This window comes from Actinomycetota bacterium (genome assembly GCA_005888325.1).
Lineage (GTDB): Bacteria > Actinomycetota > Acidimicrobiia > Acidimicrobiales > AC-14 > AC-14.
Genome location: VAWU01000068.1, coordinates 74,162 through 90,668, shown reverse-complemented (window position 1 = coordinate 90,668; position 16,507 = coordinate 74,162). Strand labels below are relative to the sequence as shown.

At 71.1% G+C, this 16,507-nt stretch carries 18 protein-coding genes and 1 pseudogene; 15 read left to right on the top strand and 4 right to left on the bottom strand.

The genetic code is table 11. The features are described from left to right. The first annotated feature begins 15 nt into the window (after positions 1-15). From E6G06_20450 to E6G06_20425, 6 genes are all read left to right on the top strand, one after another. Positions 16-1,734 carry an acyl--CoA ligase gene (locus E6G06_20450; GenBank protein TML86636.1) on the top strand — a complete coding sequence of 573 codons (1,719 nt, stop codon included), beginning with the start codon at positions 16-18 and terminating at the stop codon, positions 1,732-1,734. A gap of 72 nt (positions 1,735-1,806) precedes the next feature. Next, complete coding sequence (locus E6G06_20445; GenBank protein ID TML86663.1) at positions 1,807-2,325, top strand: SigE family RNA polymerase sigma factor; 519 nt, start codon at positions 1,807-1,809, stop codon at positions 2,323-2,325. Continuing rightward, a complete protein-coding gene (locus tag E6G06_20440) occupies positions 2,322-3,164 on the top strand; it encodes a hypothetical protein (GenBank protein TML86635.1) in 843 nt (280 codons plus the stop codon). Before E6G06_20445 ends, E6G06_20440 begins: the two co-directional genes overlap by 4 nt. Positions 3,165-3,173: 9 nt before the next feature. After that, positions 3,174-4,004: a DUF455 family protein gene (locus E6G06_20435; protein TML86634.1), complete on the top strand. Its 831-nt coding sequence runs from the start codon at positions 3,174-3,176 to the stop codon at positions 4,002-4,004. A gap of 46 nt (positions 4,005-4,050) precedes the next feature. Continuing rightward, positions 4,051-4,386 carry a hypothetical protein gene (locus E6G06_20430; protein ID TML86633.1) on the top strand — a complete coding sequence of 112 codons (336 nt, stop codon included), beginning with the start codon at positions 4,051-4,053 and terminating at the stop codon, positions 4,384-4,386. A gap of 1 nt (position 4,387) precedes the next feature. After that, positions 4,388-5,494, top strand: coding sequence for a D-alanine--D-alanine ligase (locus E6G06_20425; GenBank protein TML86632.1), 1,107 nt, complete (start codon positions 4,388-4,390; stop codon positions 5,492-5,494). On the opposite strand, the gene E6G06_20420 is transcribed toward E6G06_20425, so the two are convergent. After that, positions 5,469-5,705: an Lrp/AsnC family transcriptional regulator gene (locus E6G06_20420; protein TML86631.1), complete on the bottom strand. Its 237-nt coding sequence runs from the start codon at positions 5,703-5,705 to the stop codon at positions 5,469-5,471. The genes E6G06_20425 and E6G06_20420 overlap by 26 nt on opposite strands. Before the next feature lie 43 nt (positions 5,706-5,748). Here E6G06_20420 and E6G06_20415 point away from each other — a divergent pair, with 43 nt between their 5' ends. Next, positions 5,749-6,267 carry an AAA family ATPase gene (locus E6G06_20415; protein ID TML86630.1) on the top strand — a complete coding sequence of 173 codons (519 nt, stop codon included), beginning with the start codon at positions 5,749-5,751 and terminating at the stop codon, positions 6,265-6,267. Here the strand turns inward: E6G06_20415 and E6G06_20410 are convergent. After that, positions 6,257-8,050 (bottom strand): phosphoenolpyruvate carboxykinase (GTP), encoded by a 1,794-nt coding sequence (locus E6G06_20410; protein ID TML86629.1) that lies wholly within the window; start codon positions 8,048-8,050, stop codon positions 6,257-6,259. The genes E6G06_20415 and E6G06_20410 overlap by 11 nt on opposite strands. 145 nt (positions 8,051-8,195) lie before the next feature. Then, a pseudogene (locus E6G06_20405) lies at positions 8,196-8,336 on the bottom strand (cold-shock protein). Between E6G06_20405 and thiL the strand changes: the two are divergent. Both thiL and thiD read left to right on the top strand, forming a co-directional pair. Continuing rightward, complete coding sequence (thiL, locus tag E6G06_20400; GenBank protein TML86662.1) at positions 8,323-9,303, top strand: thiamine-phosphate kinase; 981 nt, start codon at positions 8,323-8,325, stop codon at positions 9,301-9,303. The pseudogene E6G06_20405 and the gene thiL overlap by 14 nt on opposite strands. Next, positions 9,300-10,103 carry a bifunctional hydroxymethylpyrimidine kinase/phosphomethylpyrimidine kinase gene (gene thiD / locus E6G06_20395; GenBank protein ID TML86628.1) on the top strand — a complete coding sequence of 268 codons (804 nt, stop codon included), beginning with the start codon at positions 9,300-9,302 and terminating at the stop codon, positions 10,101-10,103. The genes thiL and thiD overlap by 4 nt, the downstream gene beginning before the upstream one ends. A 69-nt stretch (positions 10,104-10,172) precedes the next feature. Here the strand turns inward: thiD and rpmB are convergent, their stop codons facing one another. Beyond that, positions 10,173-10,367: a 50S ribosomal protein L28 gene (gene rpmB, locus E6G06_20390; protein TML86627.1), complete on the bottom strand. Its 195-nt coding sequence runs from the start codon at positions 10,365-10,367 to the stop codon at positions 10,173-10,175. On the opposite strand from rpmB, the gene E6G06_20385 reads away from it, so the two are divergent. From E6G06_20385 to E6G06_20360, 6 genes are all read left to right on the top strand, one after another. Further along, positions 10,224-12,101: a DAK2 domain-containing protein gene (locus E6G06_20385; protein TML86626.1), complete on the top strand. Its 1,878-nt coding sequence runs from the start codon at positions 10,224-10,226 to the stop codon at positions 12,099-12,101. The two genes, rpmB and E6G06_20385, sit on opposite strands and share 144 nt — an antisense overlap. Before the next feature lie 4 nt (positions 12,102-12,105). Next, entirely contained in the window at positions 12,106-14,247 is a 2,142-nt protein-coding gene (gene recG / locus E6G06_20380; GenBank protein TML86625.1) for an ATP-dependent DNA helicase RecG, read from the top strand. Positions 14,248-14,283: 36 nt separating this feature from the next. Beyond that, positions 14,284-14,826 (top strand): 16S rRNA (guanine(966)-N(2))-methyltransferase RsmD, encoded by a 543-nt coding sequence (rsmD, locus tag E6G06_20375; protein ID TML86624.1) that lies wholly within the window; start codon positions 14,284-14,286, stop codon positions 14,824-14,826. 16 nt (positions 14,827-14,842) lie between these two features. Next, the gene (coaD, locus tag E6G06_20370) at positions 14,843-15,322 is read left to right on the top strand and encodes a pantetheine-phosphate adenylyltransferase (protein ID TML86623.1); all 480 of its coding nucleotides are present in this window, start codon (positions 14,843-14,845) and stop codon (positions 15,320-15,322) included. 82 nt (positions 15,323-15,404) lie between these two features. After that, positions 15,405-15,968, top strand: a complete 564-nt coding sequence (locus E6G06_20365; GenBank protein ID TML86622.1) for an ATP synthase F0 subunit B — start codon at positions 15,405-15,407, stop codon at positions 15,966-15,968. A 25-nt stretch (positions 15,969-15,993) separates the two neighbouring features. Next, positions 15,994-16,506, top strand: coding sequence for a DUF177 domain-containing protein (locus tag E6G06_20360; GenBank protein TML86621.1), 513 nt, complete (start codon positions 15,994-15,996; stop codon positions 16,504-16,506). Position 16,507 lies beyond the last annotated feature (1 nt).

Here is a 16,507-nt window from a genome sequence, read left to right as displayed (position 1 = left end):
GCGACACTGACCACGATGATCGACGTGCTCGACACCCTCACCGGACCGGGCGGCCCCTTCGAGGTCGTCACCGACGACGTGCGGGGCGTCCCGTTGCAGGTCTACAAGAGCCGGCTCGGATCGATGCGCGAGCTGGTCGACATGTCGAACGGCCGCGGCGACGCGGACTTCGTGGTCCAGGACGACCGCCGCCTGAGCTACCGCGAGCACAACGCCCGGGTACGGGCCACCGCCTCGGGCCTGGCGGCCCGGGGCGTGCAGCGGGGCGACCGCGTCGCGCTGCTGTCTGCGAACAACCCCGAATGGGTGGTGGCGTTCTGGGCATGCGCCGCCGCCAGCGCGATCTGTGTGCCGCTGAACGCGTGGTGGAGGGCGGAGGAGCTGCAGTTCGCGCTGGAGGACTCCGGCAGCCGGGTGCTGATCTGCGACGAGCGCCGGTGGGAGCTCGTGAAGCACCTTCCTGATGTGCTCCCCGCGCTCGAGCAGGTCTACGTCATCGGAACCGACACACCTGCCGCCGGCGCGGCACCGTTCACCGAGCTGGAGGCCGGTGGCGATCCTGGCGGCTTCCCTTCTGTCGACGTCGACGAGGACGACATCGCGGGCATCTTCTACACCTCGGGCACGACCGGGAAGCCCAAGGGCGCGACCATCACCCACCGCCAGACGCTCGCCAACCTGCAGAACCTCTTCCTGCTGGGCACCGTCCAGGTGATGCAGGGCTCCGCCCCACCGGCCGAGCTGTCCGGCAGGGCCCAGGCTGCGTCGCTGCTGATCGTGCCGCTGTTCCACACGACCGGGTGCCACTCCACCATGGTTCTCAACTACGCGTCGGGCGGGAAGCTCGTGCTGATGCCGCCCGGCCGCTTCGATCCCGACGCCGCCATGCGCCTGATCCAGGACGAGCGGGTCACGAGCATCGGCGGGGTGCCGACCGTGATGTGGCGACTCCTCGAGTCACCCGACTTCGGCTCCTACGACCTGTCGTCGGTGACCCGCATCTCCTACGGTGGCGCACCGTCGGGTGCGGAGCTGGTCGAGCGCATCACCGAGGCGTTCCCCAACGTGAAGGCGGGGCTCTCCACCGCTTACGGCCTGACCGAGACGGCGTCGGTCGCGACTGCGATCGGCGGCGACGACTATGTCGCCCACCCCGGCTCGGCGGGACGGGCGGTGCCGACGGTCGAGCTGCGCATCGTGGGCCCCGACGGCGACGACCTGTCGCACGGCGAGACGGGTGAGGTCTGGATCAAGGGCCCGACCGTCTCGAGCCACGGGTACTGGAACCGGCCCGATGCCAACGCGGAGTCCTTCACCGACGGTTGGTTCCACACGGGTGACCTGGGCCGGCTCGATGCCGAGGGCTATCTCTACATCGTCGACCGGGCCAAGGACATGGTGATCCGCGGGGGCGAGAACATCTACTCCGTCGAGATCGAGAACGTGCTCTACGAGCACCCCGACGTGATCGACGCGGCCGTGGTCGGTGTCCCGCACAAGACGCTCGGTGAGGAGGTGAAGGCCGTGGTCCAGCTCAAGCCGGGCTCGACGACGAGCGCCGCCGACCTCCAGCGCTTCTGCGCCGAGCACCTGGCGGCCTACAAGGTGCCGGCCCACCTCGACCTGGTCACCCGGCCCCTGCCCCGGAACCCGGCCGGCAAGATCCTCAAGCAGGCCCTCCGAGGCACGACGACCTCGTTCGGGGTCGAGGACGCTTCCGACTCGGCCCTCTGAGGAAGCGAGGAGGACGGAGGGCCCCGGCGCTCGGGGTCAACGCGATCGACCACCCCGGCGTCTGTCGCGGTGATGATGCAGGCCATGGTCGATGCGGACGCGGTGGCAGCCGAGGGTCTGGTCGCCCTCTACCGGGAGCACTACGCCTCACTGGTGCGCCTGGCCTCCCTCTTACTGCACGATGTCGCGGCCGCGGAGGACATCACCCAGGACGCCTTCGCCAAGGTGCACGTCGGGTGGGGACGCATCCGCGATCCCGAGAAGGCGCTCGCCTACGTGCGGAGCGCGGTGCTCAACGGCGCCCGCTCGCGGATGCGCCACCTGCACGTCGTCGACCGCCACCGGCCCGAGCCGGGCCGCGACACGCAGTCGGCCGAGGCGACCGCGCTCTCGGGGGAGGAGCACCGCGAGGTGATCGCCGCTCTGCGCGCCCTCCCGGTGCGCCAGCGCGAGTGCCTCGCGCTGCGCTACTACCTCGGCCTCTCGGAGGCGGAGATCGCCGAGACGCTCGGGATCTCGGCCGGCTCCGTGAAGACCCACACCCACCGCGGCATCGCCGCGCTCGAGAAGAGATTGGAGGCGACGGCATGACCGACGAGGAGCGTCTCGAGCAGGCGATGCACGCGTACGCCTCGACGGTGACGCCGACGCCCGACTGGGACGACGTCGAGCAGCGCGCCGAGGCGATCCGGCGCACTCGGATGCGCCGCCGGGCCGGGCTCGCCGCGCTCGGGCTCGCCGCCGCAGCCGTGGTGGTCGTTGCCCTGATCCCGGTGCTGGGGGGTGACGACACGACGACGGTTGCGGTGACCGCGCCGAGCACGACGACCAGAGAGGCCACCCCGACCACGCCGACGACATCGCCGGCGACCACGTTGCCGATCCCGCCCGCGCGGCCCCCGAACGCGATCTGGCCCTTCCCGGGTGGGACGACCTTCAGCGACCCGGGCGCGGTCGCCGTGTCGTTCGCGCGTTACTACCTCCGCATGCCGGATCCCACCGTCGAGTCGACCGCACTGAGCGCCCGGGTGGTGGAGATCCGAGCCCGGCGCGATCGTCCGGCCGTCACGTCGGTCACGGTGGAGGAATCGGGTGGCGACTGGTTCGTCACCGGCGCCCGCACCAAGAACATCGACCTCGCCACCCCCGAGCCCGGCAACCGCGTCACCTCTCCGATGAGGATCAGGGGAACCAGCACGGCCTTCGAGGCCCAGGTGAACTGGGAGGTCCGGGAGGAGAGCGCGGGCCCGGGCCGCAAGCTCGGCGAGGGGTTCTTCATGGGCGGCTCCAACGGCCAGTTCGGTCCCTTCGACGCCTCGTTGACGTTCGCGCCACCCAGCCGATCGGCCGGCGCCATCGTGCTCTTCACCCGCTCCGCGGAGGACGGGGCGGTGAGCGAGGCCACGGTCGTCCCGGTGACGTTCGGGTAGCATCGGGCCATGCGAAAGACCCTTCCTGTCGAGGACCTGGCGCGCGACTCGCGCTTCGTCAAGATCAACATCGAGGAGGTCATCTTCGACCCCCGGGGCGCGGGCAGACGCCAGGATCGCCGTACCGGCTTCAACCCCGAGGACCCCGATTCACCCGACGGCGCGCGGGGCCTCATGCACGGCATCTTCGTGGGCGAGATCCAGGCCCTCGAGGGCGCGGGCCGCACGTGCTGGGACTTCGACACGGGCAGCGGTCGCAACGAGGCGCCGTTCGAGCTGAAGCTCGACATGGCGCGCCAGTGCTGGGACGAGGCCCGTCACGTCGAGATCTCGGTGAAGCTCACCGAGCACATGGGCACCGAGATCGGCGAGTTCGCCGAGCAGACGCTGCTCTACCAGGCGGCGTGCAATCCCGACCCGGTGCTGCGCCTCACCGGTGTCAACCGCGCGCTCGAGGGTCTCGCCATCGACGTGTTCAACACCATGCGCGACTTCGGCACGCTCACCGGCGACCCCATCCTCGAGTTCTGCGAGGACTGGATGCTCGCCGACGAGGTCACCCACGTGAAGATGGGCTCCGACTGGCTGCGCCGCATCACCGCGAACGACAAGGAGCGTCAGCAGGAGGCGCTCGAGTTCCAGCGCACCATCGACAAGCTGTTCAGCTTCGGTGGCTTCCGCGGCGAGTCCGAGGACAACCCGGTGCACCTCGCCCGCCGCTTCCGCCAGATGGCCGGCTTCACCGAGGACGAGATCACCGAGCTCGTCGATGTGGCGGCCGAGGCTCACACCGAGGCGCTCGCCCGGTCGGAGGCCGCGGCCACCGCAAGCGGGGCCTGACTTCCTGCTCGCCAGCCTCCTCGCCATCCACGAGGGCTGGGCGTGGGTGGTGATCATCGGAAACGGCCTCGCGGGCGTGTGGGCGCTCGCCGCCGATCGCTACGAGTCGCTGCGCACGCGTGCGCTGTGGTGGTTCACGGTGTTCGTCGAGTTCGCCATCTTCGTGCAGGTCGCGCTGGGGGTCGGCATGGTCGCGGGCCAGAAGCTCAAGGCTCCGCAGTTCCACATGTTCTACGGGTTCGTCGCCATCATCGCCGTCGGCATCGCGTACTCCTACCGCCAGTCCGAGTGGGTGCGTCTCCACGTGTTCGCCTTCTACGGCGGCGTCGGCCTCTTCCTGATGGGCCTCGGCATCCGCGCCCTGCTCGTCGGAAAGACGTGAGATGACCGCGCAGAAGATCCGGCTGGTGGTGCTGTACGGCGGGCGCTCGGCCGAGCACGAGGTCTCCTGCGTCACCGCCGTGCACGTCCTCGAGGCGCTCGACCCCGACCGTTACGACGTCGTCCCCATCGGGATCACCGCCGAGGGCCGCTGGCTGCTCGACGAGGCGACGATCGCGGCGCTGAAGGGGGGTGCGGGTGGCCTGCCGCGCGCCCTCGAGGCCGCAGGTCGCGAGGTCTCGCCGTTCTCGCCGGTCGCGCAGGCCAAAGGCGACGACGCGCCCATCGTGTTCCTCCCGCTGCTGCACGGTCCCTTCGGCGAGGACGGCACCGTGCAGGGCCTGCTCGAGGTGGCGGGCGTCCCCTATGTCGGCGCCGGGGTGCTCGGCTCGGCCCTCGCCATGGACAAGGCCAAGGCGAAGGAGGTGCTCGGCGCGCACGGCCTGCCGCAGGCCCGCTGGCTCGGCCTGCACGAGGACGAAGCCGGCCCGCGGCTGCGCGATCGCGTCGAGCGCGAGCTCGGTTGGCCGGTGTTCGTGAAGCCCGCCAACCTCGGCTCGTCGGTCGGCGTGTCGAAGGTCGCCGACGGCGAGGCCTTGGAGCGGGCCCTCGGGCTCGCGTTCTCCTACGACGAGTGGGTCGTGGTCGAGGAGGCCGTCGTCGGACGCGAGATCGAGGTCGCCGTGCTCGGCAACCGCGACCCCGAGGCGTCCGTGCCCGGCGAGGTCGTGCCGAGCCGCGAGTTCTACGACTACGAGGACAAGTACCTCGTCGACGGCGCCGGCCTCGTGGTGCCGGCTCCGCTCACACCCGCCGCCACCGCCGAAGTGCGCGCGCTCGCGATCGAGGTGTTCGCCGCACTGCGGGCCGAAGGGATGGCACGCGTCGACTTCTTCTACGAGGAGGACGGACGGGGCTTCCTCGTCAACGAAGCGAACACGATTCCCGGCTTCACGCCGATCTCGATGTACCCGAAGCTCTGGGAGGCGTCGGGGGTGCCCTACCCGAAGCTCGTCGACCGGCTCGTGGAGCTCGCGCTCGAGCGCCACGCGCGACGCGCCAACCGCATCGGGCGCGGCCGCGCTACAGGTGGACGACCGGGCAGGTGAGCGTGCGGGTGATGCCGTCGATGAGCTGGACCCGGCTCACGACCATCTTGCCGAGCTCGTCGACCGAGTCGGCTTCGGCCCGCACGATCACGTCGTAGGGGCCGGTGACGTCCTCCGCCGAGATCACGCCATCGATGCTTGCCACCTCCGACGCCACCTGAGCCGCCTTGCCCACCTCGGTCTGGATGAGCACGTACGCGCTGACCGCCATGCATGTCCTCCTGGGGGGAAGCGTCAGGCCACGATGGTAAGCGATGGATCTCGGCACGCGCCTCGTGGTGGTGGGGACGTCGGGCTCGGGCAAGACGACCATCGCCGCTCGCCTGGCAGCGCTCCTCGCCGTACCCCACGTCGAGCTCGACGCGCTCCAGCACGGGCCCAACTGGGAACAGGCCACCGAGGCCCAGTTGCGGGAACGGGCCGCGGCTGCGACCACCGGCGACGGGTGGGTGGTCGACGGCAACTACTCGGCGGTGCGCGACGTCGTGTGGCCGCGTGCGACCACGATCGTCTGGCTCGACTACGACCGCGGCGTGGTGATGCGGCGCGTGCTGCGGCGCTCCGTGGAGCGCGCCATCACGAGGCGTCCGCTGTGGAACGACAATCGCGAGCAGGCGCGCGAGTGGCTCGCGCCCGACCACCCCATCCGCTGGGCCTGGCGCACGCACGCCGACCGGCGGGTGCGCTACGAGGCGCTCGTCGACGCTCGCTGGGTGCGGTTGCGCTCGCCTTCGGAGGCGCGGCGGTGGCTGTCGCGGCTCGCTACCCGCTGAGGCGCGCTTCGAGCTTCTGCAGCTCGTCGCGCAGCTCGGCGGGAACGCGGTCGCCGAAGGTCTCGTAGAAGGCGACGATGTCGGGAAGCTCGTCGGCCCACTCGCCGGCGTCCACCCGCAGCAGCTCGACGAGGTCGTCGGCGGGGACGTCGAGCCCGTCGGTGTCGATCGCGCCCTTGGCCGGCACCCACCCGATCGGCGTCTCGTCCGCGTCGCCGCGGCCACTGGCCCGCTCGAAGACCCACTCGAGCACGCGGCTGTTCTCGCCGAACCCGGGCCACAGGAAGTGGCCGTCGTCGTCCTTGCGGAACCAGTTGACGTAGAAGATCTTCGGCAGCTTCGCCGGGTCGCTCGCGCGGCCGATCTTCAGCCAGTGGGCGAAGTAATCAGCCATGTTGTAGCCGCAGAACGGGAGCATGGCGAAGGGGTCGCGGCGCAGCCGGGTGGGCCCTTCGGCCGCCGCCGTCGTCTCCGAGCTCATGATCGAGCCGAGGAACACGCCGTGCTGCCAGTCGTAGGCCTGGTGGATCAACGGCACGACCGACGATCGGCGCCCTCCGAAGAGGATGGCGTCGATCGGCACGCCCTTCGGGTCCTGCCACTCGGGCGCGATCGCGGGGTCCTGCGCGGCCGGCGCGGTGAAGCGGGCGTTGGGGTGCGCGGCGGGGGTGCCCTTGTCGGGCGTCCACTCCTCGCCCTTCCAGTCGGTGGCGTGTGCCGGAGGCTCGGTGGTCATTCCCTCCCACCAGATGTCGCCGTCGTCGGTGAGCGCGGTGTTGGTGAAGATGCAGTTGCCGTCGAGCGTGAGGATGGCGTTGGGGTTCGTCTTCGTGCTCGTGCCCGGGGCCACGCCGAAGAACCCGGCCTCGGGGTTGATCGCGTAGAGGCGCCCGTCGGCCCCGAACTTCATCCAGCAGATGTCGTCGCCGACCGTCTCGACCTTCCAGCCCGGCAGCGTGGGGACGAGCATGGCCAGGTTGGTCTTGCCGCACGCCGACGGGAAGGCGCCGGTGACATAACGCGTCTCGCCCTCCGGTGACGTGAGCTTCACGATCAACATGTGCTCGGCCAGCCAGCCGTCGTCGCGGGCCATGACGGATGCGATGCGCAGCGCGAAGCACTTCTTGCCCAGCAGCGCGTTGCCGCCGTATCCGGACCCGAAGGACCAGATCTCACGCGTCTCGGGGAAGTGCACGATGTACTTGTTGTCGGCGTTGCACGGCCACGGCACGTCGGTCTGGCCGGGCTCGAGCGGCGCACCCAGCGAGTGCAGGCAGGGCACGAACGTGCCGTCGTCGCCGAGCACGTCGAGCGCGCCCTGGCCCATGCGGGTCATGATCCGCATCGACACCGCGACGTACGCCGAGTCGGTGAGCTGCACGCCGATGTGGGCGATCGGCGAGCCGAGCGGGCCCATGGAGAAAGGCACGACGTACATCGTGCGGCCCTTCATCGAGCCCCGGAACAGCCCGGTGAGCGTCTCTCTCATGTCCGCGGGGGACCGCCAGTTGTTGGTGGGGCCGGCATCGGCCTCGCGCTCCGAGCAGATGAAGGTTCGGTTCTCGACGCGAGCGACGTCGGCGGGATCGGAGTGGGCCCAGTAGCTGTTGGGCCGCTTGGCGTCGCTCAGCCGGGTGAAGGTGCCGTTGTCGACGAGCAGCTGGCAGAGCCGGTCGTACTCCTCGGCCGATCCGTCGCACCATTCCACGCGGTCGGGGCTGGTGAGCGCCGCGATCGTGTCGACCCACTGCACCAGCTTCTTGTTGGCCGTCGTGCCGCTCACTGGAAAGATCCTTTCGATTGCATCTCGGCGCTTCTCGTTCACCTCGTCCGGTTCAGCTCGTCGCGGGGAACTCCCGCGTGCCCAGGTCGACCTCGGAGCCCAGGCGCAGCCGGGTGGCCCGGCCGTCGGCGTCGAGGTCGAACACGACGCGCTGTCCCTGGCGCAGCATGCGGAACACCGAGCCGGTCAGCGCGTCGGCCGCCAGGTCGTACTCGACCCGGTCGAGGTCGCGCAGCAGCGTTCCCTCCTTGGTCCCCGGGTCGTACGACTTGATCACACCCTGCACGAAACCCCCGAAAAGCTCGCCTAAGGTCGGAACAGCCAACTTATCGGAGGCTTCCCTGACCGGCGAGTTCGCCCTCATCGCGCGCCTGCGCGCCCGTCTGCCCGCCATCGGCGACGACGCCGCCGTGGTGGCCCTTCCGCCCGGCGACCTGCTGCTCACCGCCGACGCGGTGGTCAGCGGCGTGCACTTCGATCTCGACCTTGTCGGCATCGACGACGTCGGGTGGAAGGCGCTCGCAGTCAACGTGAGCGATGTCGCCGCCATGGGGGGCCGCCCGCTGCACGCGCTTGTGACCGTGGCCGGCCCGCTCGCGACCGTCGACCTCGACGCGCTCTACGACGGCGTGCTGGCGGCCGCGGAGGTCTTCGCCTGCCCGGTGGTCGGCGGCGACCTGGTCGCGGCGCCCGTCCTCATCGTGTCGGTCGCGGTGACCGGCACGCTCGACGGCTCGGCGCCTGTCCTGCGGTCGGGCGCCGCGCCGGGCGACGTGCTCTTCGTCACCGGCCCCCTCGGATCCTCCGCCGCCGGGCTGGAGCTGTTGCGCACCGGCCGGGGGAGCGAGGCGCCCGACCTGGCGCTGGCCCACCGCCGGCCGCGCGCCCGCGTGGCCGAGGGCCGGGCGGCGCGGACCGCGGGGGCGACGGCGATGATCGACCTCTCCGACGGGCTGGCGTCCGACGTGCGCCATATCGCCGAGGCGTCGGGGGTCGGCGTCGCGCTCGACCGCGTGCCGGTGGCCGTGGGCGTGGCCCGGGCCACTGGCGACGACGGCGTCGCGGCCGCGCTCGGAGGCGGCGAGGACTACGAGCTGCTCTTCGCCGCGCCCGACCCGGGGCGCGTGGAGGACGCGTTCTCGGCCGCGGGGCTCACGCGGCCCCTGGCCATCGGTCGCTGCACGGCCGACGCGGGCGAGCGACGGTTGGCCGACGGCGACCTGCCCGAGGGCGGGTGGGAGCACACGTGGTGACGGCGAGACCCCCGGTCGCGCTCACCGTCGCGGGCTCCGACTCGGGGGGCGGCGCGGGCATCGTCGCCGACCTCAAGACGTTCGAGGCGCACGGCGTGTGGGGAACGACCGCGATCGTGGCGGTGACCGCGCAGAACACGCTGGGTGTGGAGGCCTTCGAGCTGGTGAGCGCCGACCTGGTGCGCCGGCAGATCGCAGCAGTCGCGATCGACATCGGCGTCGACGCGGCCAAGACCGGGATGCTCGCCTCGGCCGAGCTGGTCTCGACGGTCGCGGCCACGCTGCACGACCTCGGCGTCCGCCGGCTCGTCGTCGATCCCGTGTTCGTGTCGAAGCACGGCGACACACTGCTGGCCGACGACGCGGTGAAGGTGCTGCGCGAGGTGCTGCTGCCGATCGCCACCGTCGTCACGCCCAACCTGCCCGAGGCCTCGCGGCTGGTGGGTGCCGAGGTGGCCACGCGCGCGGACATGGAGGTCGCGGGCCGCGAGCTCGCCGCGCTGGGGCCCGACGTCGTGGTCGTCAAGGGCGGTCATCTCCACGACGAGGAGGCGTCGCCCGACTGCGTCGTCGCCAACGGCGAGGTGCAGTGGCTCGCCGGGCCGCGCCTCGCCGGGCGGCACACGCACGGCACCGGTTGCGTGCTCTCCGCGGCCATCACCGCCGAGCTGGCCCGGGGGATGGACCCGGTCGACGCGTGCGTCGCGGGCAAGCGCTTCGTGGAGCGCGCCATCGCCGCGGGAGTGGAGCTCGGTCGCGGCGTGGGCCCCGTGAACCCCGGGTGGGAGCGACTGGCCTGAAGCTCAGTCGGGTCTTCTTGTCGTACTGAGCCGTCCTGACGACGGCTGACTACGACAAGATGGGACCGGTCAGTGGGCGAGCTTCTGGATCTTGCCCGCCTTCAGGCACGACGTGCACACGTGCACGCGCTTGGGCGAGCCGTCGACGAGCGCGCGCACGCGCTGGATGTTGGGGTTCCAGCGACGCTTCGTGCGCCGGTGGGAGTGGCTGATCCTCATGCCGAAGGAGGGGTGCTTCCCGCACACCTCGCACACCGATGCCATAGGACCGGCGAGGATAGCAGCAGCGTTAGGCTCCCCCGCGTGCCGACGCTGGATCGACTGCGTGCCGACGACCTGCGGGCCGTGGTCACCGGGTACCGCGACGCGCTCCGCGCGCATCAGGACGTCGTGAACCGCCTCAACGTCTACCCGGTGCCCGACGGCGACACGGGCACCAACATGGCGCTCACCCTCGAATCGGTGGTGGCCGAGCTCGACGGTTGCGTCGACATGCCCTCGACCTGCAAAGCCATCAGCCACGGCTCGCTCATGGGCGCGCGCGGCAACTCGGGCGTGATCCTCTCGCAGATCCTGCGCGGGCTCAGCGACGGGCTCAAGGGACTGGAGGCCGCAGACGGGCAGGCGCTGGCCGACGCGCTCAAAGGCGCGTCCGAGGCCGCCTACGGCGCGGTCATGCGGCCGGTCGAGGGCACGATCCTCACGGTCGTGCGCGAGGCGGCCGACGCCGCGTCCGCGGCTGCGGCCGAGGGCAAGCAGCTGGTCGACGTGCTCGACGCGGCCCACATCGCCGCGACCGACGCGCTCGCGAACACGCCCGAGCTGCTGCCCGTGCTGAAGGAGGCGGGCGTGGTCGACGCGGGCGCGGCCGGCTTTCTCCTCCTGCTCGACGTGCTGCTCAACGTGACCGCGGGCCGGCCGGTACCCGAACCGGAGGCGATCTCCCTCGGCGCCGGCGCAGTCGGTGGCGCAGTCCGCGGCGGAGTCAGTGGCGCGGTGAGCGGCGCCACCGCGGACCAGAACGCAGTGGCCGAGCTGGCCCACGAGGGCGGTGTCGGCGACCTGCGGTACGAGGTCATGTACTTCCTCGAGGCGCCCGACGAGACCGTGCCCGCGTTCAAGGACGTGTGGGCCGGCATCGGCGACTCGATCGTGGTCGTCGGCGGCGACGGGCTCTGGAACTGCCACATCCACACGGACGACATCGGCTCGTCCATCGAAGCCGCGCTCGACTGCGGTCGCCCGCGCAACATCCGGGTCACCGACCTGATGGAGCAGGTGGAAGAGGAACGATGGGTGCGGGAAGCACCGCCGGAGCAGGAGCAACCTCCGGACACGCCCGTTCCCACCGCCGTGGTGGCGGTCGCCACCGGCGACGGCGTCCGTCGCATCTTCCGCTCGCTGGGTGTCCAGAACATCGTGGCGGGCGGCCAGTCGATGAACCCGTCGACCGCGCAGATCCTCGAAGCGGTCGAGATGAGCCCGGCCGACGAGGTGGTCGTCCTGCCCAACAACAAGAACATCATCGCGGTGGCCGAACAGGTCGACGGGCTCACGACCAAGACGGTGAAGGTCGTGCCCACCAAGGGCATCGCCGAAGGCTTCGCCGCGCTCATGGAGTACGACCCCCAAGCCGACGCGGCGTCCAATGCCGATCGCATGACGCAGTGCGCTGCCCACGTGGAGTCGGGCGAGGTGACCCAGGCGGTGCGCGGGTCGGCGTCGCCCGCCGGCCCGGTGAGCGCGGGCGACTACATCGGCCTCTCCCGCCGGGGCATCGAGGTGGTGGCGCCCACGTTGGCCGGGGCGGCGACCGGCCTGCTCGACGTGCTCGTCGGCGACGACCACGAGATCGTCACCGTCATCGAGGGCGAGGGCGCGTCCGCCGCGGCAACCCGCCGCATCACCGAATGGCTGGCCGAGCACCACCCCGGCGTCGCGGCCGAGATCCACCACGGCGGTCAGCCGCTCTACCCCTACCTCCTCAGCGTCGAGTAGGCGGATGCCGCGGCGGCTGCGCCAGCTGGCCGAGCTGCCGGTCTCGGTGCTCGACGGCGTCGGGCCCAAGAAGGTCGAGGCGCTGGCGACGATGGAGATCGAGACCGTCCTCGACCTCCTCACCCACTACCCGCGCCGGTACCTCGACCGCACGCAGCAGGCCGCGATCAAGGACCTCAAGGTCGGCGACGAGGCCATGGTGCTCGCGGTGGTGAAGCGGGTGCAGTCGCGACGCACCCGGCAGCGCCGCGCCCTCGTCGAGGTCGACGTGTTCGACGGCACCAGCTACCTGCGCTGCACGTTCTTCAACCAGCCCTGGCGGGCCAAGCAGCTGCGGGAGGGCGCCGACGCGGTGTTCTTCGGCAAGCTCGAGGCCTACCGGGGGCGGCGGCAGATGACCAACCCGGTCGTCGACCTCATCGGCAACCGCACCGGGCGCATCGTGCCTATCTACCCGCAGTCCGACAAGGCGGGGCTCACGACCTGGGAGCTGGGTGGCTGGGTCGAGGAGTCGTTGCGACGGGCGGGCGAGCTGGCCGACCCGCTGCCGCGGGAATGGCTCGACCGTCTCGACCTCGTCGACCGCACGTGGGCGTTCAACCAGGTGCACGCGCCGGAGTCGATGGGTGCGGCGCAGGCGGCGCGCAAGCGCCTGGTGCTCGACGAGCTGCTGCGACTGCAGCTCACGCTGGTGATGCGCAAGCGTGCGCTGGAGCGCGAGGCCAAGGGCATCCGTCACACCGTCGACGGCGAGCTCGTCCGCCGCTTCCACGACGCGCTTCCGTTCCCGCTCACACGTGCCCAACGCAACGCGATCGACGAGCTGGCCGCCGACCTGGCCGGGCCGCATCCGATGCACCGGTTGCTCCAGGGTGACGTGGGGGCGGGCAAGACCGTCGTGGCCGTCACCGCGCTGCTGATGGGTGTGCAGAGCGGCCGGCAGGGAGCGTTCATGGCGCCGACCGAGGTGCTCGCGGAGCAGCACGATGTCGCGGTCCGCGACCTGCTGCGTCACCTCACGGTGACCGCCGGGGAGGGCTCGCTCTTCGCCGACCGGCCGCTGCGGGTGGAGCTCCTGACGCACCGCACGACCGCCAAGGAGCGGGCTCGCATCGCCGCCGGGCTCGGCGACGGCACCGTCGACCTGCTCATCGGCACGCACGCGCTGCTCACCGAGGCGGTCGACTTCCACGACCTCGGCGTGGTCGTGATCGACGAGCAGCACAAGTTCGGTGTGGAGCAGCGGGCGGCGCTGCGCGCGAAGGGCCGGAGCTCGGAAGGTGACGGCTCAGAGAACACGGTCCCCGACGTGCTCGTGATGACGGCGACCCCCATCCCGCGCACCGCGGCGATGACCGTCTACGGCGATCTCGACGTCACGGTCCTCGACGAGCTGCCGCCGGGGCGCACCCCGGTGCGTACCGAATGGCTGCGCAGCCCCATGGAGGAGGCCGTCGCGTACACGCGCGTGCGTAAGGAGGTGGACGCGGGCCGGCAGGCCTACGTGGTGTGCCCGCTCGTCGAGGGTTCCGACAAGATCCAGGCGCGGGCGGCCACGGACGAGCACGAGCGCCTCTCGCGCGAAGTCTTCCCCGACCTGCGCGTCGCCCTCCTGCACGGCCAGATGAAGGGCAAGGACAAGGAGGCGGTGATGGCCGGCTTCCGCGACGGCGACGTCGACGTGCTGGTGGCGACGACGGTGATCGAGGTGGGCGTCGACGTGGCCAACGCCACGGTGATGCTCGTCGAGGACGCCGACCACTTCGGCATGGCCCAGCTCCATCAGCTACGCGGCCGGGTGGGTCGGGGTGCGGCGCAGTCGTGGTGCTACCTGCTCGGCGAGGCGACCACGCCCGAGAGCGAGGCCCGCCTGGAGGCGCTCGAGCGCGCGACCGACGGGTTCGAGCTGGCCGAGGTCGACCTCGAGATCCGCGGCGAGGGCACCGTCTTCGGCACGCGCCAGAAAGGCCGCAGCGACCTGAAGCTCGCGTCGCTGCGGCGAGACCGCGAGTGGGTGGCCCGCGCACGCGAGGTGGCGTTCGCCATCGTCGACGGCGACCCGCACCTGCGCGACCACGAGCTGCTGGCCGAGGAGATCCGCCTCCTCATCGACGACGACGAGGCCGAGTTCCTGTTCAAGTCCTGAGCCCCACGGCGGACCCCGCCGCGAGAAGATCCTGGGGTGAGAGTCGTCGGCGGCACCGCAGGAGGGCGGCGGCTCCGCGCCCCCGCGGGTCGCACCTTGCGACCCACGAGCGAACGGGTGCGCGAGGCGGTCTTCTCCTCGCTCGAGAGCATGGGTGCCCTCGACGGTGCGTCGGTGGTCGACCTGTTCGCGGGCACGGGCGCGCTCGGCATCGAGGCGCTCTCGCGCGGTGCCTCCCGCGCCGTGTTCGTGGACATCGACGCCGTCGCCCTCGCGGCCGTGCAGTCCAACCTCGAGTCGACGGGGATGACCGAGCGTGGCCACGTCGTGCGGTCCGATGTCGTGAGGTTCCTCGAGCGGCGGGACGCCGGCTTCGACCTGGCTTTCGCCGACCCCCCGTACGAGTTCCAGGCGTGGGAAGACGTGCTGGCCCGGCTCGGCGCCCGCGTCGCCGTGCTCGAGTCGGACCGTGACCTCGACCTCGGCGGCAGGTGGAGCAGTTCCAGGTGGCGGACTGTAAAGCAGAAGCGCTACGGCGATACCGTGGTGACCGTGGTCGTGCAACGAGCGGACGATTGAAGGGACAGGCCCCTACGTGGCGATCGCCCTCATCCCCGGTTCCTTCGATCCCGTCACCCTCGGGCACGTCGACATCATCGAGCGCACGGCCGCCCACTTCGACGAGGTCATCGCCGCCGTCATCCGCAACCCCCAGAAGAGCCAGACGCTGTTCACGCTCGAGGAGCGCGAGGAGATGCTGGCCGAGGTCACCGCTCATCTCGGCAATGTGCGCATCGACTTCTTCAAGGGTCTGCTGGTCGACTTCGCCCGGGAGCACGGCGTGAACGCCATCGTCAAGGGCCTGCGGGCCGTCTCCGACTTCGACTACGAGCTGCAGATGGCGCAGATGAACTACAAGCTCGCCCGGATCGACACGCTGTTCATGCCCACCAGCCCCCAGCACTCGTTTCTCTCGTCGAGCCTCGTGCGCGAGGTGGCGCGCTTCGGCGGCGATGTCTCGTCGATGGTGCCGCCGACGGTCGCGCAGCGCCTGAAGGAGAGGTTCGCCCGATGAGCGAGCACCGCAGCGCAGCGAGGAGCGCAGCTCCCATGTGGCAGGTCGGTGCAGCGGCCGAGGCACGAGGCACGGTGGACCGATGAGTGATACCGACGAGAGCCTTCCGGTCGAGCAGCTCGACGCCGAGATCCTGCTGCGGCGCGTCGCCGACGTGGTCGGCAACGCGAAGCCCATCCCGCTCTCGACGACCGTTCGCCTCGAGAACAAGGACGAGGTGCTCGAGCTGCTCGACGAGGCGGTCAAGCGCCTGCCCGAGGAGCTCAAGCGGGCCCGCTGGCTGCTCAAGGAGCGCGAGGAGTTCCTCGCCAAGACCCAGCGCGAGGCCGACGACCTCCTGAACGACGCCCGGGCGCGCGCCGAGCGGATGGTGCAACGCACCGAGATCGTGCGCGAGGCCGAGCGTGCCGCGCAGCGCGCGGTCGAGGAGGCCGACGACGAGGCCCGCCGGTTGCGTCACGAGGCCGAGGACTACTGCGACCAGAAGCTGGCGGGCTTCGAGATCGTGCTCGAGCGCATCACGAAGACGGTGCAGGCGGGGCGCGAGAAGCTGAGCGTGACGCCGCTGCCGTCGGTGCTCGACGACGACATGGGCGCGGTCGAGGCCGGTGAGCACGATCCGTTCTTCGACCAGGACCAGGCGTGAGACAGGGCCAGGTGAGACACACCCCATGGGACCGCTCGTCGTCAACGTCGCCGACCTCCTGCACCGACGCGGGGCGCGCCGCCACGAGCGCCTGATCGCGCCCTCGCTCCCGGGCCTGGCGGTGGTGGGCACCGTCGTGCCACCCCACGAGCCGATCAACGTCGACGTCGACCTCGAGTCGGTGAGCGACGGCATCCTGGCCACGGGCTCGGTCACGGCCCGGTGGCGCAGCGAGTGCCGTCGCTGTCTCGCCGACGTGGCGGACGAGGCACGCGGCGGCTTCCAGGAGCTGTTCGAGCCGCAGGCGAGGGAAGGGGAGACCTACCCGCTCCGCCACGAGCACGTCGACCTCGAGCCGCTCGCGCGTGAGACGCTGCTCTTGGAGCTACCCTTGGCGCCGCTCTGCCGGGAGGAGTGCCGGGGCCTGTGCCCCACGTGCGGGGCCGACCTCAACCGGGGTGCGTGCCGGTGTGCGCCCCCCGACCGCGACCCACGGTGGGAAGCGCTCGACGAGCTGCGTGACCAGCTGAACCGCTAGA